This is a genomic window from Acinetobacter sp. Leaf130, assembly GCF_001423205.1.
Taxonomy (GTDB): domain Bacteria; phylum Pseudomonadota; class Gammaproteobacteria; order Pseudomonadales; family Moraxellaceae; genus Acinetobacter; species Acinetobacter calcoaceticus.
Genome location: NZ_LMOE01000001.1, coordinates 1,290,986 through 1,311,635, shown reverse-complemented (window position 1 = coordinate 1,311,635; position 20,650 = coordinate 1,290,986). Strand labels below are relative to the sequence as shown.

Annotated in this window: 25 protein-coding genes and 2 pseudogenes; 26 read left to right on the top strand and 1 reads right to left on the bottom strand. The window is 36.1% G+C overall.

What is annotated here, in order from left to right; translation table 11 throughout:
• Positions 1 to 17: 17 nt before the first annotated feature.
• From ASF86_RS05715 to ASF86_RS19075, 18 genes and pseudogenes are all read left to right on the top strand, one after another.
• The gene (locus ASF86_RS05715; protein ID WP_171252324.1) at positions 18 to 485 is read left to right on the top strand and encodes an SMI1/KNR4 family protein; all 468 of its coding nucleotides are present in this window, start codon (positions 18 to 20) and stop codon (positions 483 to 485) included.
• 136 nt (positions 486 to 621) lie between these two features.
• Positions 622 to 798, top strand: coding sequence for a hypothetical protein (locus ASF86_RS19600; RefSeq protein ID WP_155860155.1), 177 nt, complete (start codon positions 622 to 624; stop codon positions 796 to 798).
• Positions 798 to 1,043, top strand: coding sequence for a hypothetical protein (locus ASF86_RS05710; protein ID WP_056480351.1), 246 nt, complete (start codon positions 798 to 800; stop codon positions 1,041 to 1,043). Before ASF86_RS19600 ends, ASF86_RS05710 begins: the two co-directional genes overlap by 1 nt.
• A 600-nt stretch (positions 1,044 to 1,643) precedes the next feature.
• Entirely contained in the window at positions 1,644 to 2,438 is a 795-nt protein-coding gene (locus ASF86_RS05705) for a CdiA family toxin C-terminal domain-containing protein (protein ID WP_056480349.1), read from the top strand.
• 8 nt (positions 2,439 to 2,446) lie between these two features.
• Positions 2,447 to 2,845 (top strand): hypothetical protein, encoded by a 399-nt coding sequence (locus ASF86_RS05700; protein ID WP_056480346.1) that lies wholly within the window; start codon positions 2,447 to 2,449, stop codon positions 2,843 to 2,845.
• Positions 2,846 to 3,004: 159 nt separating this feature from the next.
• Positions 3,005 to 3,259: pseudogene (locus tag ASF86_RS20235) on the top strand (hypothetical protein); the annotation flags it as partial.
• Positions 3,260 to 3,273: 14 nt separating this feature from the next.
• Positions 3,274 to 3,525 (top strand): annotated as a pseudogene (locus ASF86_RS20230) (hypothetical protein); the annotation flags it as partial.
• Between the two features lie 10 nt (positions 3,526 to 3,535).
• A complete protein-coding gene (locus ASF86_RS05695; protein ID WP_056480343.1) occupies positions 3,536 to 3,820 on the top strand; it encodes a hypothetical protein in 285 nt (94 codons plus the stop codon).
• A 354-nt stretch (positions 3,821 to 4,174) separates the two neighbouring features.
• Positions 4,175 to 4,471 (top strand): Imm8 family immunity protein, encoded by a 297-nt coding sequence (locus ASF86_RS05690; RefSeq protein WP_056480340.1) that lies wholly within the window; start codon positions 4,175 to 4,177, stop codon positions 4,469 to 4,471.
• A gap of 288 nt (positions 4,472 to 4,759) precedes the next feature.
• Complete coding sequence (gene imm45, locus ASF86_RS05685) at positions 4,760 to 5,083, top strand: Imm45 family immunity protein (RefSeq protein WP_155860154.1); 324 nt, start codon at positions 4,760 to 4,762, stop codon at positions 5,081 to 5,083.
• A gap of 273 nt (positions 5,084 to 5,356) precedes the next feature.
• Positions 5,357 to 5,542: a hypothetical protein gene (locus tag ASF86_RS05680; protein ID WP_056480334.1), complete on the top strand. Its 186-nt coding sequence runs from the start codon at positions 5,357 to 5,359 to the stop codon at positions 5,540 to 5,542.
• Complete coding sequence (locus ASF86_RS05675; protein ID WP_056480331.1) at positions 5,542 to 6,384, top strand: immunity 49 family protein; 843 nt, start codon at positions 5,542 to 5,544, stop codon at positions 6,382 to 6,384. The genes ASF86_RS05680 and ASF86_RS05675 overlap by 1 nt, the downstream gene beginning before the upstream one ends.
• 141 nt (positions 6,385 to 6,525) lie before the next feature.
• On the top strand, positions 6,526 to 7,068 hold the full coding sequence (locus ASF86_RS05670; RefSeq protein ID WP_227508778.1) for a hypothetical protein: 543 nt from the start codon (positions 6,526 to 6,528) through the stop codon (positions 7,066 to 7,068).
• A gap of 15 nt (positions 7,069 to 7,083) precedes the next feature.
• Positions 7,084 to 7,509: an Imm42 family immunity protein gene (locus ASF86_RS05665; protein WP_056480328.1), complete on the top strand. Its 426-nt coding sequence runs from the start codon at positions 7,084 to 7,086 to the stop codon at positions 7,507 to 7,509.
• A 220-nt stretch (positions 7,510 to 7,729) separates the two neighbouring features.
• A complete protein-coding gene (locus ASF86_RS05660; RefSeq protein WP_056480325.1) occupies positions 7,730 to 8,182 on the top strand; it encodes an immunity protein YezG family protein in 453 nt (150 codons plus the stop codon).
• 694 nt (positions 8,183 to 8,876) lie between these two features.
• A complete protein-coding gene (locus tag ASF86_RS05655) occupies positions 8,877 to 9,428 on the top strand; it encodes a TetR/AcrR family transcriptional regulator (RefSeq protein WP_056480322.1) in 552 nt (183 codons plus the stop codon).
• 115 nt (positions 9,429 to 9,543) lie between these two features.
• Complete coding sequence (locus tag ASF86_RS05650; protein ID WP_056480318.1) at positions 9,544 to 10,386, top strand: hypothetical protein; 843 nt, start codon at positions 9,544 to 9,546, stop codon at positions 10,384 to 10,386.
• Between the two features lie 151 nt (positions 10,387 to 10,537).
• On the top strand, positions 10,538 to 10,678 hold the full coding sequence (locus ASF86_RS19075; protein ID WP_005040355.1) for a hypothetical protein: 141 nt from the start codon (positions 10,538 to 10,540) through the stop codon (positions 10,676 to 10,678).
• Positions 10,679 to 10,899: 221 nt separating this feature from the next.
• On the opposite strand, the gene ASF86_RS05645 is transcribed toward ASF86_RS19075, so the two are convergent.
• Positions 10,900 to 11,835, bottom strand: coding sequence for a LysR family transcriptional regulator (locus ASF86_RS05645; protein ID WP_003651905.1), 936 nt, complete (start codon positions 11,833 to 11,835; stop codon positions 10,900 to 10,902).
• A gap of 87 nt (positions 11,836 to 11,922) precedes the next feature.
• Here ASF86_RS05645 and ASF86_RS05640 point away from each other — a divergent pair, with 87 nt between their 5' ends.
• The 8 genes from ASF86_RS05640 to ASF86_RS05605 all read left to right on the top strand — a co-directional run bounded on the left by ASF86_RS05640 (position 11,923) and on the right by ASF86_RS05605 (position 20,626).
• A complete protein-coding gene (locus ASF86_RS05640; RefSeq protein WP_081407637.1) occupies positions 11,923 to 13,173 on the top strand; it encodes an acyl-CoA dehydrogenase family protein in 1,251 nt (416 codons plus the stop codon).
• A 2-nt stretch (positions 13,174 to 13,175) separates the two neighbouring features.
• The gene (locus ASF86_RS05635; protein ID WP_045125520.1) at positions 13,176 to 14,237 is read left to right on the top strand and encodes a phosphotransferase family protein; all 1,062 of its coding nucleotides are present in this window, start codon (positions 13,176 to 13,178) and stop codon (positions 14,235 to 14,237) included.
• 15 nt (positions 14,238 to 14,252) lie between these two features.
• The gene (locus ASF86_RS05630; protein ID WP_004642922.1) at positions 14,253 to 15,017 is read left to right on the top strand and encodes an SDR family oxidoreductase; all 765 of its coding nucleotides are present in this window, start codon (positions 14,253 to 14,255) and stop codon (positions 15,015 to 15,017) included.
• A gap of 12 nt (positions 15,018 to 15,029) precedes the next feature.
• The gene (locus tag ASF86_RS05625) at positions 15,030 to 15,785 is read left to right on the top strand and encodes an SDR family NAD(P)-dependent oxidoreductase (RefSeq protein ID WP_056480315.1); all 756 of its coding nucleotides are present in this window, start codon (positions 15,030 to 15,032) and stop codon (positions 15,783 to 15,785) included.
• A gap of 45 nt (positions 15,786 to 15,830) precedes the next feature.
• Positions 15,831 to 16,742, top strand: coding sequence for an SDR family NAD(P)-dependent oxidoreductase (locus ASF86_RS05620; RefSeq protein ID WP_045125519.1), 912 nt, complete (start codon positions 15,831 to 15,833; stop codon positions 16,740 to 16,742).
• 2 nt (positions 16,743 to 16,744) lie between these two features.
• Positions 16,745 to 17,206 carry a MaoC family dehydratase gene (locus ASF86_RS05615; RefSeq protein WP_056480312.1) on the top strand — a complete coding sequence of 154 codons (462 nt, stop codon included), beginning with the start codon at positions 16,745 to 16,747 and terminating at the stop codon, positions 17,204 to 17,206.
• A 9-nt stretch (positions 17,207 to 17,215) separates the two neighbouring features.
• Positions 17,216 to 19,039 carry an acyl-CoA dehydrogenase gene (locus tag ASF86_RS05610; protein ID WP_056480309.1) on the top strand — a complete coding sequence of 608 codons (1,824 nt, stop codon included), beginning with the start codon at positions 17,216 to 17,218 and terminating at the stop codon, positions 19,037 to 19,039.
• A gap of 213 nt (positions 19,040 to 19,252) precedes the next feature.
• Positions 19,253 to 20,626, top strand: a complete 1,374-nt coding sequence (locus ASF86_RS05605) for a long-chain fatty acid transporter (RefSeq protein ID WP_056480307.1) — start codon at positions 19,253 to 19,255, stop codon at positions 20,624 to 20,626.
• Positions 20,627 to 20,650: the final 24 nt, after the last annotated feature.

Below are 20,650 nucleotides of genomic sequence, written 5' to 3'. Positions count from 1 at the left end.
TAAGTGGGGGAAAATAAATGAAAGATTTAACGGTAATGTATGATTTTGGGCCTGTTAGTGAAAGTTTTCTTTTAGATTTTATAAAAAAATATGGATTAAACTTACCAAAAAAATACATGGAATTAATCCAAAAACATAATGGTGTCCAGTTCATTGAAAATTGTTTTAATTATATTGATTCTGATGGGGGAACTGGCGAGTCAAGTATAGGATTTTGTGCATATGGAGATGAAACTGGTGCTGATAATATTTACAAATTTCAAGATCATGATGGCTTGGGATATGAAAATGTAATTGTATTTGGTCTTAATGGAAGTGGTGATTATATATCATTCGATTATCGACAAAATCCTGAAACAGATAATCCGCCAGTAGTAATTATGTATCATGATCAATTTGTAAAAGATGAAAATGGTAATTCTAAAATGCTAGTTGTTAAAGTAGCAGATAGTTTTGATGATTTCTTAAATTTACTTCATGAATGATGTATAAAATAATTTAGAGAGCTATTGCTAGGCAATAGCTCTTTTTTTATGTTTAGGTATAGACAATGGAACAAAGTCATTGAAAAACAAAAACTATTGAGATTTATTGAGATACACATAAAGCAGTAGGACACATTTGGGTAAAAATACTTCTGTGCAAATAGAAAAAGATGCCCAGAATCTATGTAAACCTCAATTATGTGATATTGATGTATTGCGGCAAAACCTTTTAGAAAGAGGGCATGGTAAGAAAGCTGTTGATGATGCAATCATAAAGTTAACAGAAAGAAATAAAGATAAGGGGATCTTTTAGTGGAAAAGCTAATAAGTGGAGAAATTGCTATCTTCATAAATAGTCTCGGTTTAGTTCAAGGCGATGATGAAATGTTAAATTCAATAATGTTAATTGGTACTAGTTTTGAATATGATGAATCGAGTTTTGAAGATAACTCTTATTATCTTTTCTTTAAAGGTGGGTTGAGTATTTATTTGAAGAAAAGAAACTATCAGCAATATTTTTCTTTATTAAACCAGGTGATGAATATAACTCATATTTAAGAAAGGATAGTTTAATAGATGGATTAAATACGAATGCTACAAAAGAAGATATTATTAAAGCTGTTGGCCGTCCAGATTTTTTTGGAACTAATTGGATCAAATATAAAGTTGATAATTATAAATATATTCACTTTGAGTTTGATCAAGAACTGAAATTAAAGCAAATAACATTAGGTCTTTTTGACTGAAAAAATAGTTTAGCTATTGATAGAGTTATTTAAAAAGCATGCATTTATTGGCATGCTTTTTTATGCGATTTTGGTATCTTTATTTCGATTGGTAGGTTAGCTAAAAAAGTATAGATGTATTAGCGAATGCCTTTACTGCATCAGCATATTTGACGAGTACAGATGTTGTAGAGAAATTAATGAACCCACAATATGAGAGTGAAGTCCCTGAAGCTGAATGAGATACTTGTGAGTCTTTAATCAAATGAATTAAGTAATAGTAAGCAGGGAGCAGAGTATTTAATTAATGCAGCAGCAGGAATTGTTGTTGGTGGTATTGGTAAAGGTATTGCTAAGAAGGGGGAAAATGGAAATATTAATTCTACGAATAATATTAATGAAGAAATATCAGCTTTAAATCGGATAAAAGAGAATGATAAGGGTACAGGCTATAGAAAGAATTTCAAGAACATCAGATCGTCCAGTTGAAGAGGTTGCTAAAGAATATGATAGAGCTATGGCACTCCATGGGGTTGTAAGTACATTAGCTGGGTTTTATGGCGGGAAAGCAATTTCAGTAGAAAAAGTTAAAAATGGAGGTACTAGCTTTAATGCTTTAACAGAAGCTGAGAAGCAACGTGCATTGGATAATATAGCCAATAGTAAGGCTGGAAGGGAATCTTCTAATTTTGATACTCATGTAATTAATGAAAAAGTTTCAGCTACAATACCATCTAATATGCAACAATTTCTTATGGAACATAATACACAAATAGGTTCTAGAAATAGTCAAGGATCAATTGGTGGTTCTCATAATGCTGATTCATTTAATAAAGCACTAGACAAATCGGGATCAGCATTAATTGGAGAACCTATAACAGATCCTAAGTATCCGGGTCTTAAAACTTATAATTATCAAGCTCCTGGGGTTGATAGAACTGGTAAACCAGATGGAAGTTATAAACGAGTACAGCAAAAAACTGTTTATGATCCGAATATTATTTCTGATAAGCAAATGGTTAGTATGCAAATGCAAGCAGTAAAAAAAGGTGCTGAATCATTTCTAAAAATGCCAGCAAATGAGAGGATGGTAAACGTGAATGTAAATGGCTATGTATTTAGCGTAACTCGAGATGGAAAGACTGGAAAAATATCAAATGCATTTCCAACCATTCCTAATTCAGATGCACGTAAACCTACTATACCACCACAACATAAAGCTAAATAGGGGAATTTATGATGCAGTATATGATTGAGTGGTTGAGAACTAATCGAAATGATATCTTAAAAAAATATCCAGAAGCAGAGCCTGAATTATCTTTTTTCATGGACTATTTTGTTACATCTACTGGAGGGTATACATTTATTAGCATCCTTAAAGATGCTATACGAGGTGAAGGTTATAGCCTCCAAGAAACATCAAGTTATTTCCTTATGAATGATGTAACGGATGAGGGACATGTTATTGATGCAGCGGAATTTTATTTTTACGATGAACTTGATGGTAAAGTGCCATTTAAAGTTTTTGCTTCGGTTTTAGAATTAATAGCATTAGCATATGCTGACCATAATCCAGAGGAAAAGGAACAAATTATTCATTTAATACCACGCCTTAAAAAAGTTTATGATATTTGAATTATTTTAATAAATATAGTTATTCAAGCTAAGCATCTATCTGTGAATTTCAGATAGGCGCTTAGCCTATGAAGAATGTACTAGTATTTATTATTTTATAAAAAATAAGGCTTCTATATTAATTATTAGGAGCTTAGCTCTGATTAATTTTATGAAGTTAAAAACAAGAATGATCTGACTACAAACCGTTTAACCTTTAGCAATATCGAGAACCAAAGTCAGTATGATGCGACCACAGTTAGCCTATCTGGTGGTACAAGTTTAGGCAAAGGTAAAACTGGAGATAGCAAAGCATCAACACCAACCAATAATGACAACTGGCGTAATGCTACAAGCTTTAGTCCAAGCTTGCCGCAACATGATTCTGATAAAGACAGCAGTACTACTTATGCCACTTTAAGTGAGGGGAATATTATGGGCATGCTCAAGCTTGTTCTTTAGGGGGAACATGTAGTCGATTTAATCTTTTTCCACAAAATGGAAATTTCGACAATTCTGCATATAAAAAGTGGAAAAATGAGATTCGAAATGCATTAGAAAAAGGCACTAAAGTAGATAATGTGACTATTAAATTCAATAGATCTACCTCATCAAATGCAAGGCCATACTCTCTTCGAGTAACTGACAATATTGGTGGTGTACCACGGACTAAAGATTTCCTAAATATGTCTTCAAAATAAAAGGTGAGAAATGAGTATCAATCAACAAACAGAAATCTTAAATAGTTTATTGCAAATAATGCATGACAGTGTCTCTACCTCATATGACTCTTTAGAATGTGTATTTGATTATTATAAGGATTCTGGTGATGGGTCTTTATCAATAGGTTCAAAATTTGCATATATTGATAAAGATAATGTTAATTATGCATTATTAAATGACCCCGATTATAGGGTCAATGAATTAATTATAAAACTACATGATTTAATGGTTGCCCATACAGGGGGAGTTGGAAAGAGTTTACTCTTAGTTTAGATGAACATGGCAAGGTACATACTAAGTTTATCTACGATGAAAATTAATATTAACTATTAATATTTGAAAATAAACAGCATGTCTAAATTGACATGATTTTATTGCTTGAAAGATTTTTGGCCGAATAGATAGCGATCATAATGATTATCTAACAGCGAAACAAAATTCAAAATTTTAGTCAACAGGAACTTAAGCTAATTTTGAAACATTTGAAATAAATAGTTCTGGAAAGTCTGTTAAAGTTGGTAATTTACATTTAGATATTATTAAACAATAGGTTAGTTATGAAAGCTATATTGAAGTCAATTGAATGCTCACATGAAAATCCATATGAGTATATGCCAATAGAACCAAGTGATATTTATATTACTTTTACTTGTGCTATTGGTCATTGAAAATGAACAAGGGGTAGATTTTTTTGATATTACTGTTTGTAGTCCTGAGTATTTAATTTCAAATGATATGTTTGAAAATAAAATTATTAGACATGTGTTGTTGGTAAGAGATTATGATTTTGAAAAAATATTAAATATTATTAATAAATATATTGATAAGTGTGATGGAAATGATTGGAATGATATTTCATTTAAATTATCGAGGTATTTTCAATGGGAGTATGAGGATTATATTGTATCGGAAAATAATTTTTGAAGTAGCCTCACTGGAACTGCTTCAGGAAAACAGTACATGAAAGATCAAGAAATATACCAAAAACTAGGTGAGTTGTTATAGTCAATAATGGATTATTGACACTAAATTAGGAGGGGTTACTCATAGAATGTTTGTTCCTAATGGAAAAGTTACAGGAATACCGACAAAACCATGATAATACAGATTTATGAAAGGCTTAAAAGTCTAGGGTTTGATGATTTTGGGACCTTGTATATAGGATATATGGACTCTGGCCTTAATTTAGTTGTGAATAAGGTGAAATAGATTATGTTGAAAGGATGGATTAAATTAACAGAATTAGTAGGAAAATCTCTCTCTAGAGGAACTTTGATAAGATTTCCTTCATCATATCCCTTTGAAAATGAGGTCATTATGATGGTATCAGAGGCACCAAATGGAAGTAGCTTATGTTTAATAACAATTACAGGTTATAAAGCAGGTATAAATTGTTATCAGAAACTCCCAGAACCAGAAGTAAATCTAGAAATTCCTGCTGATTGGTTAATCCAGAACTGGAATAAATGGGTTTGGCCAGAAGGTAATGTAAATGACGTATTAATTCACGAAGTTTTACAAGTAAATGATTTATAAATTAAGCTACATACTTGGAAATTGAAAAATCTCCTATAGTCATCTATGTTGGAAAATACTTTAGAGATTTACTTAGTAGATTGTATTTAGCATGATGAGTGAGTAATACTGAACTTTTAAAAAGCCTGTCTAATATTGATAGGTTTTTTTTATAAAAAACACTAATAGCTTTGAAATTAAAGGGAGATACACAACTATTTTAGATAAGCAAAAAACAGTAGCAGACGCGACTTCAACAATTGCAACTGCCTCTCGGATGGACTTGATGTACAGATGTCGGATGGATGGGTTAAAAGTAGAGTTGTTGCATTAAAAGATACAGGGAGTTCAGATGCAATCAAAACGGCTGAATTGATTGATAAAGCAATTAAACAAGGAAAACCAATTAATAAGATTGTGGTTGGTGTTAATGATGGGCGTGCAGTTACTTTAAGTCTTGGTAATAAGGTTATACCGTAATGAAAGAAGTTGATTTGATCCAACGTTTAACAATGTCCATATCATCATATCAACGTAGTGAACGTGAAGATATTGATTTAATTGAAGCTGGTATAAAAAATAATAGTGTGAATGGATATATTTATGAATCATTATCTATGGGTAGTATTCGTAAAGGTTTTTCATCACTATTAGTTGAAAAGAATTTTGAAAAATTAAAACAATGGTTTTATGTGGCAAGTTTACTGGGATCTGAAAGTTGTAAATATGCTGGTGGTTGGAATATGTGGACACCTCATCCTTTTATATTTCCATTGTTAACTGATAATGAGAATTTAATAAAAATCTATAGCACATTGACTACAGTGAATGACAATGACCATCATAAGTCATTATTAGAAGCGATCAATTATCCAAAGGAAGGACATTTTAATGTTTTAAGATTCCAAGCAGTCTTGCGTCAAGACTGGAATAAGGTTAATCAAATGAAGGAAATATTTCATGGAAAAGTTAAAAATCCAAAGAATTTTGAAATATGGGAAATGGATTTCTATGTTGCGTTACAAAATAAAGATGCAAATTCTGCACAACAGATAATTTATGAATATTTACACCCTAATATACATCAATATTTGAATCAACATCTAGTGGAAGAATTTAATGGAGATATTTGGTCACATCATCCAGTTATGTTTACTAAGCTTGCTTGGATGAATGGTCTAGAAATAGAAATTGATAATCCTTTAGTGCCTATGGAGCTCATGCCAATTAAGCCTTTGGAACACTACGATTATTATTATGATTTTTTAGATCCGAATTGGAAGCCACAGAGTTTTTGGGGGAAATTGTTTGGTAGCAAATAACTAGCTGAAAACAGCAACTATAAAAGTAGCAAAATTGTTTCGACTGCAACTAAAGATAAGAATGACCTGACCAAATTGTTGAAGGAATGGGGATATATGTGATTTTTCCTCATTGAAAATTTGATAGATGGTTGAGTTAAAGTGAATATTGTTGCAGCTGGCGACGTTTTTTTGAACAAACTAATATTCAGATTGCAACCTCACGATACGTGGCATTGGGGTGATATAATTGGAAGTGATCAACCAGTGGCTCAACGATTAGATGGTAATAATTTACCGTCTGATATTATCAGACATTTTGCATTAGAACCTAAGAAATTGAAAAAGATGATTTTTGGAAATAAAGATATTTTTGCTTTATTTGTTGAGCCAGTTTTTTATATTAAAGATGTACGAGACTATGATTGTTTCTGTGGTTTTTATATGCACGGGAAAAAATATAGTTCCGAATCTACTCAGATGTTATATACACAGAAAGAATCAATAAGTGGAGGGGCTCTTTGTAATATTTTTGATTCTGAAAATTATTTCTTTATGGAAGTAAAGGTGTGTTTTAAAGAAATGCTATCAATTCGATATCTGAATTTTATAGCAGAGAGCGAAGCTGAGTATATGGATAAAGACTGGGTTGATTATGGTTACAATGAGTTTGTTTATAGTGCTAATTTGGAAAGTAGTTTGTAAATTAAAAGCATTGAAATGATAGTTAAGTGTAGTGATAATTTTTTTATACAATGGGATGTTGTTTATCCATTAAAAAATGATTTAAATCTTGGAGTGTTTAATTTTTGGATTAATGATACATGTTATCCAGCAAAAGGGATAAATATTACATTAAATTCTCTTTTTAATATTTTAAGTAGTAATATTGAAGAGATTAAAGCACTTAATAGTGATATAGGTGATATACCAATTGAGAAAATAGATTTTTGTTCTTTTGATAGTCAGGATTTAATATGGTTAGATACTGGCGAATTATTCCAATTTGGCTTTGGTATGGTTTTAGGTTTTAACAAGGAAAGCGAAAGATTGTTTTATACTTTTGATTATGAAAAAAGCTATTCTGAAATTATTTTGCCAAAAGGAACGGTAATATCTACTTTACAAGCTTTGACTAAGTTGTAAACTTTATTGGCTTGAATGTTTTACTAGTGTTTCCTAGATAAATATTATTGACTCACAATTCGGCCGTTTAATTATGCAAACTCTTAGACTTGAGAGTTTGCATTTTTTATCGTAAAAGAACCTTTATCACAAGCTTTTTCACCTAATTATGTTGAAGATATTATTAAGAATGAATTGCCAATCAAGTAGCTTCACTGGAAATGCTACAGGAAAATAGTATATGAAAGATCAAGAAATATATCAAAAAATAGGTGAACTTTTATGGTCCATAATGCCTGAAGATGCAACTGTAATATATTTTACAGGAGATATTTATCCTGAGCATTTTTCAGGTGGGGCAAAATGGCTTCTTAAAAATGGAAAAATTGAGACATTTCCTTTCGGTGAACGTGCTTATGAAATTGAAAATAAAATATGTATATTAATTGATGAATTGAGATCTTTGGATGTTTTTAAAGAAAAATGGACTAACTATAAAGTAACTTTAACAGAGGAAGGAAAATTTAATATAGAATTTGCCTATATCCCAGAAGAAGATCATTGGCCTGGATTATATATGAAGGCAGTTAGTGATTTGAAAGAAGAAGAGCTAGATGAATATAACATTCCTTTTGATGAGTGGGAGAAACGGGTAAAATTGAAAGAGAAAAATAGACTGAATATTTCATTCTAGTATAAAAAAAAGCCTGTCAATATAAGATAGGCTTTTTTATAAGAGGTATATTAGTGGTGTTGGAAATAGAAAAGATATAATGACATTTAATTATAGTTTTTATTAAGCCAAACTTCAAAAACCCACTGATTTATCAAATACTTTGCCTGATCTAATTTAAAACAAATGTGATTTTTTGTGCTTGACTGCTAAAGGGCAGAGCACTATCCTTTGCCTGCTGGCCTACATTGCCAGACGGTTTTGACGGACCGTTATTTCAACCACATCAGGATTATTTCTTCTGAGGAATAGTTTTGTGTGCACACCTCGTTCCCTCCCGTAGCGGTAGGACGGGAGTGGGACACTTTCGAGTGTGCTGGAGTTGAAACCAGTCCGTCAACCTGCTTCCGTTCTGCCACCATAATTTATAATGTTTCGGCAGAACTCCCAAAAGAAGGAGTTGGCTTTGCACATTCATTTTTTCTTGGCAGTCTTTGCCAAAAGCTATATCGACACAACTTAAACTTTTAAAGCAGTTTGATCGCCATTAGGCTTTTCAGGCTTTAATTCGTCACGACCAAAAACTTACCAACAACAAAACTTGAGATGTGCCAAGCACAGTCTTTACGGCTTTGCTGTGCCTTTTTTTCTCCCAGAATAGGAACAGGCTTTTTAATCTCTTTTAGAAACAACAAGAATTTATAACGGTAAAACTATGCCAACTTTAGAAACATCTTCCAAAAAACTACAGGTAATTCACACCGCCATAGAGCTGTTTAATATCTATGGATTCCACAATACGGGCGTGGACTTAATCGCCAAAAAATCCAAAATTCCTAAAGCTACTTTTTATAACTACTTTCACTCAAAAGAGCAGCTTGTTGAAAGGTGCGTATCTTTTCAAAAAAGCCGATTGAAAGAAGAAGTGCTGGCAATTATTTACTCAAGCCGTTACCAAACATCAAGCGATAAACTCAAAGAGATTATTGTTTTACATGTCAATTTTAATAGTCTGTACTACCTTTTACTTAAAGCCATTTTTGAAATTAAACAGCTTTACTCTCAGGCCTACCACATGGCAATTGAGTATAGAAAATGGCTGCTTCGAGAACTTTTTGATTTGGTCTTTAGTTTAGAAAATTGCCCACTAAAACCCGATGCGAATATGGTTTTAAACTTAATCGATGGCTTGATGTTCCAGATTTTAAGCTCAAATCGTTTGGATGAAAGGGATGTGGTGGTGGAGAGGTTTTTGGTGGAAAATTAAATAAGTAATTCCACAGAGATAAATTATAGTTTATAAAGCTAATTTTAAAGTAAAGTTAAAAATATCAAATCTTTATAAATATTTTGAATGGATAGAAAGCCAATAAGGTTATTTTATGAGAGAAATAAGGGAATTACATAAATTATTAAAAGCTTATAAAACATATAGTATTGAAAATTTGGCGTATTCATTAAAATTTGATCAAAAACATATACTAGATACCTTAGATGGGGAAGACATACTTTCTCCTCATCATATAGTGGGTATGTCTATATCTTATGCCCAATTGGCATTCTTAAAAATTGAAAATAATAAGGCAGATATGGATGCTTTAAATAGTTTAAATCTTGCCTTGATGTATGCAGAAGTGGGAAGAGAATTACAATTAAAAGATTTCAAAATAAAACCTTTAGATAAAATGAATGTGCATGATTTAAAGAAGTATTTTTCAGAATTTTCTGCATTACTTTTTTGGGCGATTCTATTAAATAATAAAAATTTAGCAAAGAAATTAGCACGCCAAGTGGAATTTTGCTTACAACAACAATTTCTATCTGACTTTCCTTTAAGTTATGACTATTTTTCATTATGGGCTTATTACAAATGGATTAATGAAGAATTTACATTAGAAGCAAAAATAGGCGGAAAATTTAAAGATTTGATAAATAATTGGTCATGTGACTCAGTATTTTTAGAACCATTACTCATAGATATAGCAAATTTACACTGCGAAGAATTAATAGATAATGATTTACGTAAGTATCCTCCAAAATTTATTCGCCCTCCGTTTACTTTATTGCCACTTGAAATTCATGTGATTAATAAATTAAGGGGATTGGATGAATTAGATGAAATATCTTTAAATCATCCTTTAATGAACACTCATTCTGCAAAAATTAAAGAATTTGAAGTGATAGGTGATGATTTGATTGAAACGATACAGATAAATTTTTTGTAGTTGAGTAAACTAACTAAAGCATCCCAAAGATGTACGCTTTTTTATTACACATTGCTTAAAATATATACAGAAACCTCGCTAAAACGAGTTGGAAGGCTACAAACGCGAATGATACTTTAAGTTTCACTCTTCCCAATAAGTGAGGTGAGCAATGAAATTGTTAGCTTTGTTCAGTATGGGAGTTGCAGCGAGTTATTGGTATGAAACTATAAAAAATAGCAAGCCAGCTCTTCTGAAACCAACTTTTGATGAAATAGTAAAAAACTTTGTATTAGCAGAATTTAACGCCTAATACATACCTTTAATTTTAATTAAATAAAAAGCTCATCGAATGGTGGGCTTTTTGTACATAGGATATGTGTGACTTTGCATAAACGTATTTTCATACTTTTATTCTGTAAAAGATTTCTTAAATGCTGTTTTTTTTAGAGATGAGTATCTGAAATTGGGACTGAATCAATAAAAGTATTAAATTCAAAAATAAATCTAAAGAGTTAGGTTATGAAAAAAATTCTATAAATTATTCATAATCTGCAATAGCTGCGCCTTGCACCATACTATTTGGTGTTCATGGGACTTTTGCTGATCCCAATATAGATTCATTTGGTATCCAGCTATATCAATGGGGAGTGGATGCACCTTAATTTGAGGATAATTATCTTTAAAATAAGCAATTTGGCATTGAGGAATCGTGAGTAAATGGTCCGTTTGTGTAATTAATCGGATTGCAGTTTCATATTGTTGGCAGCGGAAACTAATTGTTCTTTTGATCCCTTGTTTAGATAAGAAAAAATCTTCGAAGACACGACCTGTGGGACGAGAGGACACAGTAATGTGCTTGGCATCTAAATAAATTTCTTTGGTGAGATCAGTAGAGGATAATAAGGGATGCTGCTTGCGACTTATTACCACAAACTGATCTTTAGTACAGCATTCATAACCAATACTATCTTCAACAGAATGTTGAACATCAATCGCAAAATCGATTTTACCCGTAGAAAGCTCATGTCTTAAGTTTTTACGATCAATGCGTACGCTATTTAACTGCAAATTAGGATTAAATTGAGTTAAGTGTTGAATAATAGAAGGTAAAAAAATCCCTTCATATTCATCATTCATAGCGATGGTGAGATGCTTTAAATCTCGTGCTGGCACAAAGTCATAAGTGCTTTGAATTGCTTGATGCATCAGTTGCAATGACTGTTCAATTTTAGGCCATAAACGTTTGGCTAAAGGTGATGGAACAACACCATGCCCATCTCGAATAAAGAGTGGGTCATTAAAATGATCGCGTAAACGAGCCAACGCATGGCTAACAGCAGGTTGGCTTAAAAAAAGTTGTTCACTCGCACGTGTTAGATTTTTTTCTTTATAAATTGTGACAAACACCCGAAATAGATTGAGATCAATACGAGCGAGAGAGGCGACATTATTATTCATTTCATTCATGGTTTGTTATTCAAACAATTCATTTTATTCATTGTAGCAAGTTAGGTATGTTCAGGAAATAGCACAACAAATAGAGTGATTAAAACCGTGAATTTTGAACTTAGCGCTCGTGGTAAACAATATTTAGAAAAAGTTAAGCAATTCATGGCAACTGAAATTGAGCCTATTGAAGATGAGTTTTGGGCTGAGGTTCGACGGACTTGCGACCATGAGGATTGGACCACATGGAAATGGCCGACTGCTTTGGAAACATTAAAAAATAAGGCAAAGGAAGCTGGTTTGTGGAATATGTTCTTACCTGATGACACATTAGGCGCGGGTTTGAATATTCAAGAATATGCTCATATCGCAGAACAAACGGGTCGTAGTTTTTTAGCCCCTACCGTTTTTAACTGTAATGCTCCTGATACTGGCAACATGGAAGTTTTATGGCGTTATGGGAATGAAGAGCAGAAGAAACAATGGTTAGAACCATTATTAAAAGGCGAAATTCGTTCAGTTTTTTGTATGACCGAGCCTGAAGTTGCATCGAGTGATGCCACCAATATGCAAACTACCGCAGTTATTGAGGGTAATGAAATCGTTCTCAATGGTCGAAAATGGTGGTCATCAGGTTTAGGTGATCCGAACGCTAAAATATTGATTGTGATGGCACGCACACCCGATGAAAATAAAGGTCAACACCAACAGCATTCGATGGTTTTAGTACCTATCGATACGGCTGGAATCAAAATTGAAAGAATGCTTCCAGTTTTTAATGAAACTGAGGCACCCCATGGTCACGGTGAAATTAGTTTTAATAATGTACGTGTACCCGTGAGTAATTTCATTAGCGAAGCTGGACAAGGTTTTGCAATTGCACAAGGGCGTTTAGGGCCAGGGCGAATACACCATTGTATGCGCTGTGTGGGAGCATCGGAACGTGCTCTAGAGTTGGCAATTGATCGTGGTATGAGCCGTACGGCATTTGGTCAACCAATTTTAGAATTAGGCGGCAATAAAGAGCGCATTGCAGATGCCCGAATTGCGATTGATCAAGCTCGATTATTGACTTTGTATGCAGCTTGGAAAATGGATACTGTGGGAAATGTTGCGGCTATGACTGAAATTTCAGCCATTAAAGTAGTTGCCCCTAATGTAATGCAACAAGTCATGGACATGGCAATTCAAATTCACGGTGGAATGGGAATATCAAATGATACGCCGTTGGTTCGTTTTTTTGCTCTTGCGCGAACTTTACGTTTAGCGGATGGTCCAGATGAAGTTCATAAACGTGTTATTAGTAAAATCGAGTTAAAAAAGCGGGGATATAGCCACCATCGAGCAGAGGGGAAATAACCATGTCTGTGATTGATGTTGGTGGTCAGGTACGTCAGGGTGAAGAACTCAACATAACTGCTATACAAGACTGGCTGTTTCAACAGGGTATTTGTTTAAAAGGTACACCAAAAATAACTCAATATTCGGGTGGGGCCTCTAATTGGACTTATCGGATTGAATGCGATAATCACGATTTGATTTTACGGCGCCCACCATCAGGCACAAAAGCAAAATCTGCTCACGATATGGTGCGGGAATATCGGGTGCAAAAAGCACTTAAGCCACTTTATCCTATGGTTCCCGAAATGGTGGCATTGTGTACAGATCACACCGTCATTGGTTGTGATTTTTATGTGATGGAACGTATCGAAGGCATAATTCTTCGTGCTGATCTACCACAAGACCTAAGTTTAAGTAGAGATCAGCTCAAAGTTCTCTGTACAAATATGCTGGATTCTTTAATCGCCTTACATCAACTTCCTTATCAAGGCACTGATTTAGAAATGCTAGGTAAAGGCGAGGGTTATTGTCGTCGCCAAGTTGAAGGGTGGGATAAGCGTTATGAAAAAGCATTAACACCCGATGTACCAAATTTTAGTGCGATAAGACAATGGCTTCATGCGCATGTCCCTCAAGATAGTAAAACTTGTGTCATTCATAACGATTGGCGATTTGATAACCTCATTTTAGATCGACAACAACCCACTTCTATTATTGGGGTTTTGGACTGGGAAATGACCACTCTGGGCGATCCACTTATGGATTTAGGGTGTGCTTTGGCTTATTGGGTACAAGATGATGATAACGCAACATTGAAATCTATGCGTCGTCAGCCAACCTATTTACAAGGTATGTTTTTACGTCAGGAAGTCGTGGACTATTATCTGCAAAAAACAGGTTTACAAACCAACAATTGGACGTTTTACGAGGTATTTGGCTTATTTCGTTTAGCCGCTATTCTTCAGCAGATTTACTATCGTTATTACCATAAAGAAACTCAAAATCCTGAATTTAAAAATTTTGGGATTTTTGTCGAAAATTTATATGAGCGTTGCTTACAACTGACTTTACAAAACCCATGAACATAAGGAAATGATATGGCTACAAATTTATTCGATTTGACTGGAAAAATAGCCTTAGTTACAGGTGCAAGTCGTGGTATTGGTGAGGAAATTGCCAAACTTTTAGCTGAACAAGGCGCACATGTGATTGTATCTAGTCGCAAGGTTGAAGATTGCCAACGCGTTGCTAATGAAATTATTGCAGCAAATGGTAAAGCGGAAGCAGTTGCTTGTCATGTGGGTAAACTAGAAGATATTGCAGAAATTTTTGAATATATTCGTAAAGAACATGGTCGTTTAGATATTTTAGTCAACAATGCAGCTGCCAATCCTTATTTTGGGCATATTTTGGATACGGATATTGCAGCCTATAACAAAACGGTTGAAGTCAACATTCGTGGATATTTCTTTATGTCTGTCGAGGCGGGCAAATTAATGAAAGAACAGGGCGGAGGTGCAATTGTGAATACCGCATCTGTGAATGCCCTACAACCCGGAGACCAACAAGGTATTTATTCAATTACTAAAGCTGCGGTGGTGAATATGACCAAAGCCTTTGCAAAAGAATGCGGACCATTGGGTATTCGAGTGAATGCTTTATTGCCGGGTCTTACCAAGACCAAATTTGCTTCAGCACTATTTGAAAATGAAGATATTTATACAAGCTGGATGAGTTCAATTCCATTACGCCGTCACGCAGAACCACGTGAAATGGCGGGTACCGTACTGTATCTTGTGTCCGATGCCGCAAGTTACACCAATGGTGAATGTATTGTGGTTGATGGCGGTTTAACTATTTAGGGAGGAATAGCAATGTACGAACATTATTCAGGTCAAGTGGTCTTAATCACAGGTGCGGCGAGTGGATTTGGTGCATTGCTGGCAGAGCAACTGGCAAAGTATGGTGCAAAATTAGTGTTGGGTGACTTGAATATTGAAGGGTTAAATACTGTAGTTGAACCGCTACGCCAAGCAGGAGTGGAGGTGGTTGCGCAAGTGTGTGATGTCAGCTGTGAAGCGGATGTACAGGCTTTGGTGCAAAGTGCAGTTACTCAGTTTGGTAGAATCGATGTCGGGATCAATAATGCAGGTATGAGTCCGCCGATGAAAAGCTTTATTGATACCGATGAAGCAGATCTGGATTTGAGTTTTGCCGTCAATACCAAAGGTGTGTTCTTTGGAATGAAGCATCAAATTCGTCAGATGTTGCAACAAGGTGGTGGCATTATTCTGAATGTTGCTTCTGTTGCAGGTCTAGGCGCGGCTCCCAAATTGGCTGCCTATGCTGCGGCAAAGCATGCTGTGGTGGGATTAACCAAAACAGCAGCGATTGAATATGCAAATAAAGGCATTCGAGTTAATGCAATTTGTCCATTTTATACAACCACCCCGATGGTGGTCGACAGTGAACTCAAAGAGAAACAAGACTTTTTAGCGCAGGCCTCGCCAATGAAGCGTCTTGGCCATCCAAGCGAAGTGGTAGCAATGATGCTGATGATGTGTGCCAAAGAAAACTCATATCTCACAGGTCAGGCCATTGCAATTGATGGCGGGGTGACAGCTTATTAAAACATTTATTAAATAATATCTTATTCATTTATTTAGGAAAAAATCATGACAATTAATTTAAACAATCGAGTGGCTATTGTTACAGGTGCAGGCGCTGGTCTAGGGCGGGAACATGCGCTGTTACTGGCTCGTTTGGGTGCAAAAGTGGTCGTGAATGATCTGGGTAGTGATGTAAACGGAAAGGGCGGCTCAACCATGGCAGCCCAAAAAGTCGTGGATGAAATTATTGCAGCGGGTGGCGAGGCGATGGCAAATGGCGCTTCAGTCACTGATATTGAACAAGTTCAACAGATGGTAGATGAAACAATTGCCCGCTGGGGTCGTGTAGATATTTTAGTTAATAATGCTGGAATTCTCCGAGATAAAACCTTTAGTAAAATGTCACTAGAAGATTTCCGTACAGTAATTGATGTGCATCTGATGGGGGCCGTAAATTGCACTAAAGCTGTATGGGATATCATGCGTGAGCAAAAATATGGTCGTATTGTCATGACCACTTCATCCTCTGGTTTGTACGGCAATTTTGGGCAGTCAAACTACAGCGCTGCAAAAATGGCTTTGGTTGGTTTAATGCAGACGCTTGCTTTAGAAGGTGAAAAGTCTAATGTTCGGGTGAACTGTTTAGCACCAACAGCAGCAACTCGTATGCTTGAAGGGTTGTTGCCCGAAGAAGCACTCAAAGCCCTTGCGCCAAGTGCTGTCAGTCCTGCAATCGCGACTTTGGTTAGCGAAGATGCACCTACCCGTATGATTCTTTGTGCTGGCGCAGGTAGTTTTGAAGCTGCCCACATTACCCTTACGCAAGGTATTTATTTAGGTACGGATGAACAAGTTCCGCATGTTTTAGCACAACGTTTAGCTGATGTTTCAGACCGAACAGATGAGTTTGTGCCTGTCAGAGGAGGCGCTCAAGGTGAGCTTGAGCTGAAAAAAGCTTCATTAATGGCAGGAGAATAATTTTGACAAAAAATATATTAAGGATCGAGCAGCTTTTTGAGTTACAAGACAAGGCACTCGGTAGCTCAGACTGGATTGCAATAGAGCAAACCATGATCAATACCTTTGCTGATGTAACACTGGATCGTCAATTTATTCATGTGGATGAAGACGCTGCTCGTCAAACTCCCTTTGGTGGCACGATTGCACATGGTTTTTTAACGCTATCTTTACTTTCAGCCATGGCCGCCCAAGTCATTCCGACTGTACAAGGGCAGCAATCTGCCGTGAATTATGGCATCAATAATTTGCGTTTTATCAGCCCTGTACATAGCGGTAAGCGTGTGCGCGGACATTTTCACTTAAAGAATGTTTCCGAAAAAAATAAGGGAGTTTATCAATTGATCATGGAAGTCACGATTGAAATTGAAAACCAAGCCAAGCCAGCACTTGTTACAGAGTGGCTTACACTTGTGAACGTATAGGAATAAACCATGAGCAATGAATTAATTCTCTCTCGCCGTGATGTAGATTTTTTGCTATTCGATTGGCTAAAAGTCGAAGAACTTAGTCAACGCAATTCTTTTGCAGGACAGGACCGTTTTGAATATACGTCTGTTTTAAACGTTTACGAGGCTTTGGCAACCGATTTATTTGCTCCTCATAATAAAAAAAATGACAGTAACGAACCTGTTTTTGATGGTGAACGTGTAACAGTCAATCCTGAAGTCGGAGTCGCGCTTAAGGCCTTTGCTGATGCAGGTTTGATGAGTGCAGCGTTTCCGTCAGATTGGAATGGTATGAACTTACCCAATACCATCGAGCGTGCAGGTATGGCATATCTACTCGGTGCCAATTCAGGAACAGCGGGCTACGCCTTTTTAACCATTGGTAATGCAAATTTATTAATGGCTCATGGAGAACCTGAAAAAGTTAAACCCTATGTCAACGCCATGATAGAAGGCAAATGCTTCGGAACGATGTGTTTATCTGAACCGCAAGCAGGTTCAAGTCTGGCTGATATTCGTACACGTGCAATTAAAACAAAAGATGGTCGTTATCGTTTGTTTGGAAACAAAATGTGGATTTCAGGCGGTGAGCACGATATCTCTGACAATATTGTTCATTTGGTTTTGGCAAAAATTCCCGATGAAAATGGACAATTACCAGCAGGTGTGCAGGGCATTTCTCTATTTACCGTACCGCGCAAATTACTCGATGAAAATGGACAGCCAAGCGAACGTAATGATGTGGTGTTAGCTGGAATTAACCACAAAATGGGCTATCGAGGAACAGTGAATTGTGTGCTGAATTTTGGGGAAGGTCGTTTCACACCCGAAGGAGAAGCAGGCGCAATTGGTGAGCTAGTCGGCGAAGCTGGTAAAGGGCTGGCCTATATGTTTCATATGATGAATGAAGCCCGAATTTCGGTTGGACTTGGGGCGGCAGCATTGGGATATACAGGTTATCTGCATGCTTTAGATTATGCAAAAACCCGAGTACAAGGTCGCTCTCGTAATGAACGTAATCCAAGTTCTCCACAAATCCCGCTCATTCAACATGCAGATGTCCGCCGTATGCTCTTGGCGCAAAAAGCATATGTCTCAGGTGCGTTGGCACTGTGCCTATATGCAGCCCGCTTAACCGATGATATCCACTCACTTGAAGATGCCGAGCAGCGTAATCAAGCCAATCAATTACTTGATCTATTAACTCCGGTGGTGAAAAGCTGGTCTTCTGAATGGGGACTTGTAGCAAATGATTTAGCAATTCAAGTTCATGGTGGCTACGGTTATACCCGTGAATATAACGTTGAACAGTTTTATCGGGACAATCGACTCAATCCAATCCATGAAGGAACATTTGGTATTCAGGCACTCGATTTATTAGGACGTAAAACTCGTCTTAATCAAGGGCTGTCGATGAAACTATTACATGAAAAAATCATGAATACGATTGCACACGCCAAAGCAGAGCCTTCTTTAAAAGATCATGCAGATCACTTAGCTCAAAAGTGGCAACTCATCCAGAATGTAACAGAGAAATTACATGCCTTAACCGATGTAGAACTCCAACTGGCAAATGCCGCCAATTATCTGGAAGCCTTTGGGCATCTTGTGGTGGGGTGGTTATGGCTTGATCAAGCAGTAGTCATTCATAAACTCATGCCAAATTCAACAGACCCTGATTTTCTGCGTGGGAAGCTTGCAGCTTGTGATTATTTCTTTGGTTGGGAAATGCCAAAAATTATAAGTTGGTTAGCAGTGCTTGATCCGGTAGAGACAACGCCACTCACTATGCCGGAAGAATGGTTCTAGTAAGAATCATTCCTTAAACACGCCGTTGAATGGGCAGGAGAAGGACCTAAGTTTATTGAAGATACGTTATGTCGCGGTGTCAATGGGAGATGTGGAATCAGCCAGTTTATTTGAAGTTACCGAATAAGAACCACCACGTAGAAACAAACTTCGGGCGTTCGGTATAAGAGCGCTCTAATAAGTAAAAATAAAAAATCTAGGACGGATTAAAAGATGAAAAAGAAAACTTTAGTCATGGTAATGGCTTCATTTTGTACGAGCCCAATCTATGCAGCAGCATTTGATCGAACAGGACAATCAATTTCTGCATTTCTACAACCTGATAATTATTTTGAGGCAAGTTTATCTGTTTCAGACACTTCGTTAGAAGGACAAGAAGCGGGTACGAACCCAACGCGTAATGCTATTTCTGATATTGCAAATTCTGATTATCGCCCCAGTGCAGCTTTGAAATTACAGTTAGCCCCGCAGTTTTCATTTGGCTTTCTTTATGATCAGCCATTTACATCCGACTCAGAATATTATGGAAAGAACAGCTTTGTTGCTACCCCGAACGATACGGTTTTAGTACCAGGCATTAATTCTGCAACACTTGCCCAAAAGACAGGTAGAGAAGTCGTAACAGGGAATACCAAATCGAATTTTGTTATGCAAAATTTTAGTCTGATTTTTGGTTATCAACCGAATAAAAACTGGAATTTTTATGCAGGTCCTGTTTATCAAACTTTTAAAAGTAACGTCAATTTAAGAGGTCAAGTTTTCAGTTTATATAATGGCTATGACTTTGACGCCAAAGAAGTTGGAGATTGGGGATGGTTGGCAGGATTTGGTTATCAAATTCCCGAAAAAGCCATTAAAGCCTCATTGACTTATCGTTCAGAAATTCTGCATGAAGTGACTGCCAATGAAAATGCGCCTATGGTTGATATGTTAAGTACGCAACAAGGTCGTGATTTTCTTGATCAGCATTTGGCGTATATGGTTTCTATGGGGCAACTCACTGAATCACGTAAAGAAGCTCTCAATCGTATTGTTGCGGGCTTACCAGATGCAGGAACGTCAGGTCCAACTAAATTTAGAGCACCAGAGTCAGTGAATTTGGAATTTCAGACCGGATTACGCAAAGGCACTTTATTGTTTGGTAACGTGCGTTGGGTTAACTGGAATGATTTTGAGTTTAAACCGTATCGTTTTGGCGAAATCTCAGAAGTTGTTGGGGTTCTATCAACACCAATTCGTCCAAATGGTTTTAATCTGGTTCGCTATTATGACGATCAATGGTCTGCCAATCTTGGAATTGGGCAACGCCTAAGTGATAAATGGTCAGGTTCAGTTTCTGTTGGTTGGGATTCGGGTGCAGGAGAGCGTGTGTCTACAGGTGGGCCAGCGAAAGGTTATTACAATGTCGGTCTTGGTGCGCAATATAGTCCAACTTCAAAATACTTTATTTCAGGTGGAATGAAGTATCTATGGCTCGGTGATGCCAAAGGCCAGCTTGGTGCTCAGGCAGGCAGTGAATATTATGTCGGTGAATATAAAAATAACTATTCAATTGGTTATGGTTTGAAAATTGGTTATAAATTTTAACTTAACAATAATGACATAGATGAC

Coding starts and splice junctions, on each gene's coding strand:
- ASF86_RS05655 (WP_056480322.1), top strand. CDS start 8,877: ATGCCAACTTTAGAAACATCTTCCAAAAAACTACAGGTAATTCACACC.
- ASF86_RS05645 (WP_003651905.1), bottom strand. CDS start 11,835: ATGAATGAAATGAATAATAATGTCGCCTCTCTCGCTCGTATTGATCTC.
- ASF86_RS05695 (WP_056480343.1), top strand. CDS start 3,536: ATGAGTATCAATCAACAAACAGAAATCTTAAATAGTTTATTGCAAATA.
- ASF86_RS05680 (WP_056480334.1), top strand. CDS start 5,357: ATGTCGGATGGATGGGTTAAAAGTAGAGTTGTTGCATTAAAAGATACA.
- ASF86_RS05705 (WP_056480349.1), top strand. CDS start 1,644: ATGATAAGGGTACAGGCTATAGAAAGAATTTCAAGAACATCAGATCGT.
- ASF86_RS05620 (WP_045125519.1), top strand. CDS start 15,831: ATGACAATTAATTTAAACAATCGAGTGGCTATTGTTACAGGTGCAGGC.
- ASF86_RS05625 (WP_056480315.1), top strand. CDS start 15,030: ATGTACGAACATTATTCAGGTCAAGTGGTCTTAATCACAGGTGCGGCG.
- ASF86_RS05630 (WP_004642922.1), top strand. CDS start 14,253: ATGGCTACAAATTTATTCGATTTGACTGGAAAAATAGCCTTAGTTACA.
- ASF86_RS05675 (WP_056480331.1), top strand. CDS start 5,542: ATGAAAGAAGTTGATTTGATCCAACGTTTAACAATGTCCATATCATCA.
- imm45 (WP_155860154.1), top strand. CDS start 4,760: ATGTTGAAAGGATGGATTAAATTAACAGAATTAGTAGGAAAATCTCTC.
- ASF86_RS05635 (WP_045125520.1), top strand. CDS start 13,176: ATGTCTGTGATTGATGTTGGTGGTCAGGTACGTCAGGGTGAAGAACTC.
- ASF86_RS05605 (WP_056480307.1), top strand. CDS start 19,253: ATGAAAAAGAAAACTTTAGTCATGGTAATGGCTTCATTTTGTACGAGC.
- ASF86_RS05715 (WP_171252324.1), top strand. CDS start 18: ATGAAAGATTTAACGGTAATGTATGATTTTGGGCCTGTTAGTGAAAGT.
- ASF86_RS05700 (WP_056480346.1), top strand. CDS start 2,447: ATGATGCAGTATATGATTGAGTGGTTGAGAACTAATCGAAATGATATC.
- ASF86_RS05665 (WP_056480328.1), top strand. CDS start 7,084: ATGATAGTTAAGTGTAGTGATAATTTTTTTATACAATGGGATGTTGTT.
- ASF86_RS05610 (WP_056480309.1), top strand. CDS start 17,216: ATGAGCAATGAATTAATTCTCTCTCGCCGTGATGTAGATTTTTTGCTA.
- ASF86_RS05660 (WP_056480325.1), top strand. CDS start 7,730: ATGAAAGATCAAGAAATATATCAAAAAATAGGTGAACTTTTATGGTCC.
- ASF86_RS05650 (WP_056480318.1), top strand. CDS start 9,544: ATGAGAGAAATAAGGGAATTACATAAATTATTAAAAGCTTATAAAACA.
- ASF86_RS19075 (WP_005040355.1), top strand. CDS start 10,538: ATGAAATTGTTAGCTTTGTTCAGTATGGGAGTTGCAGCGAGTTATTGG.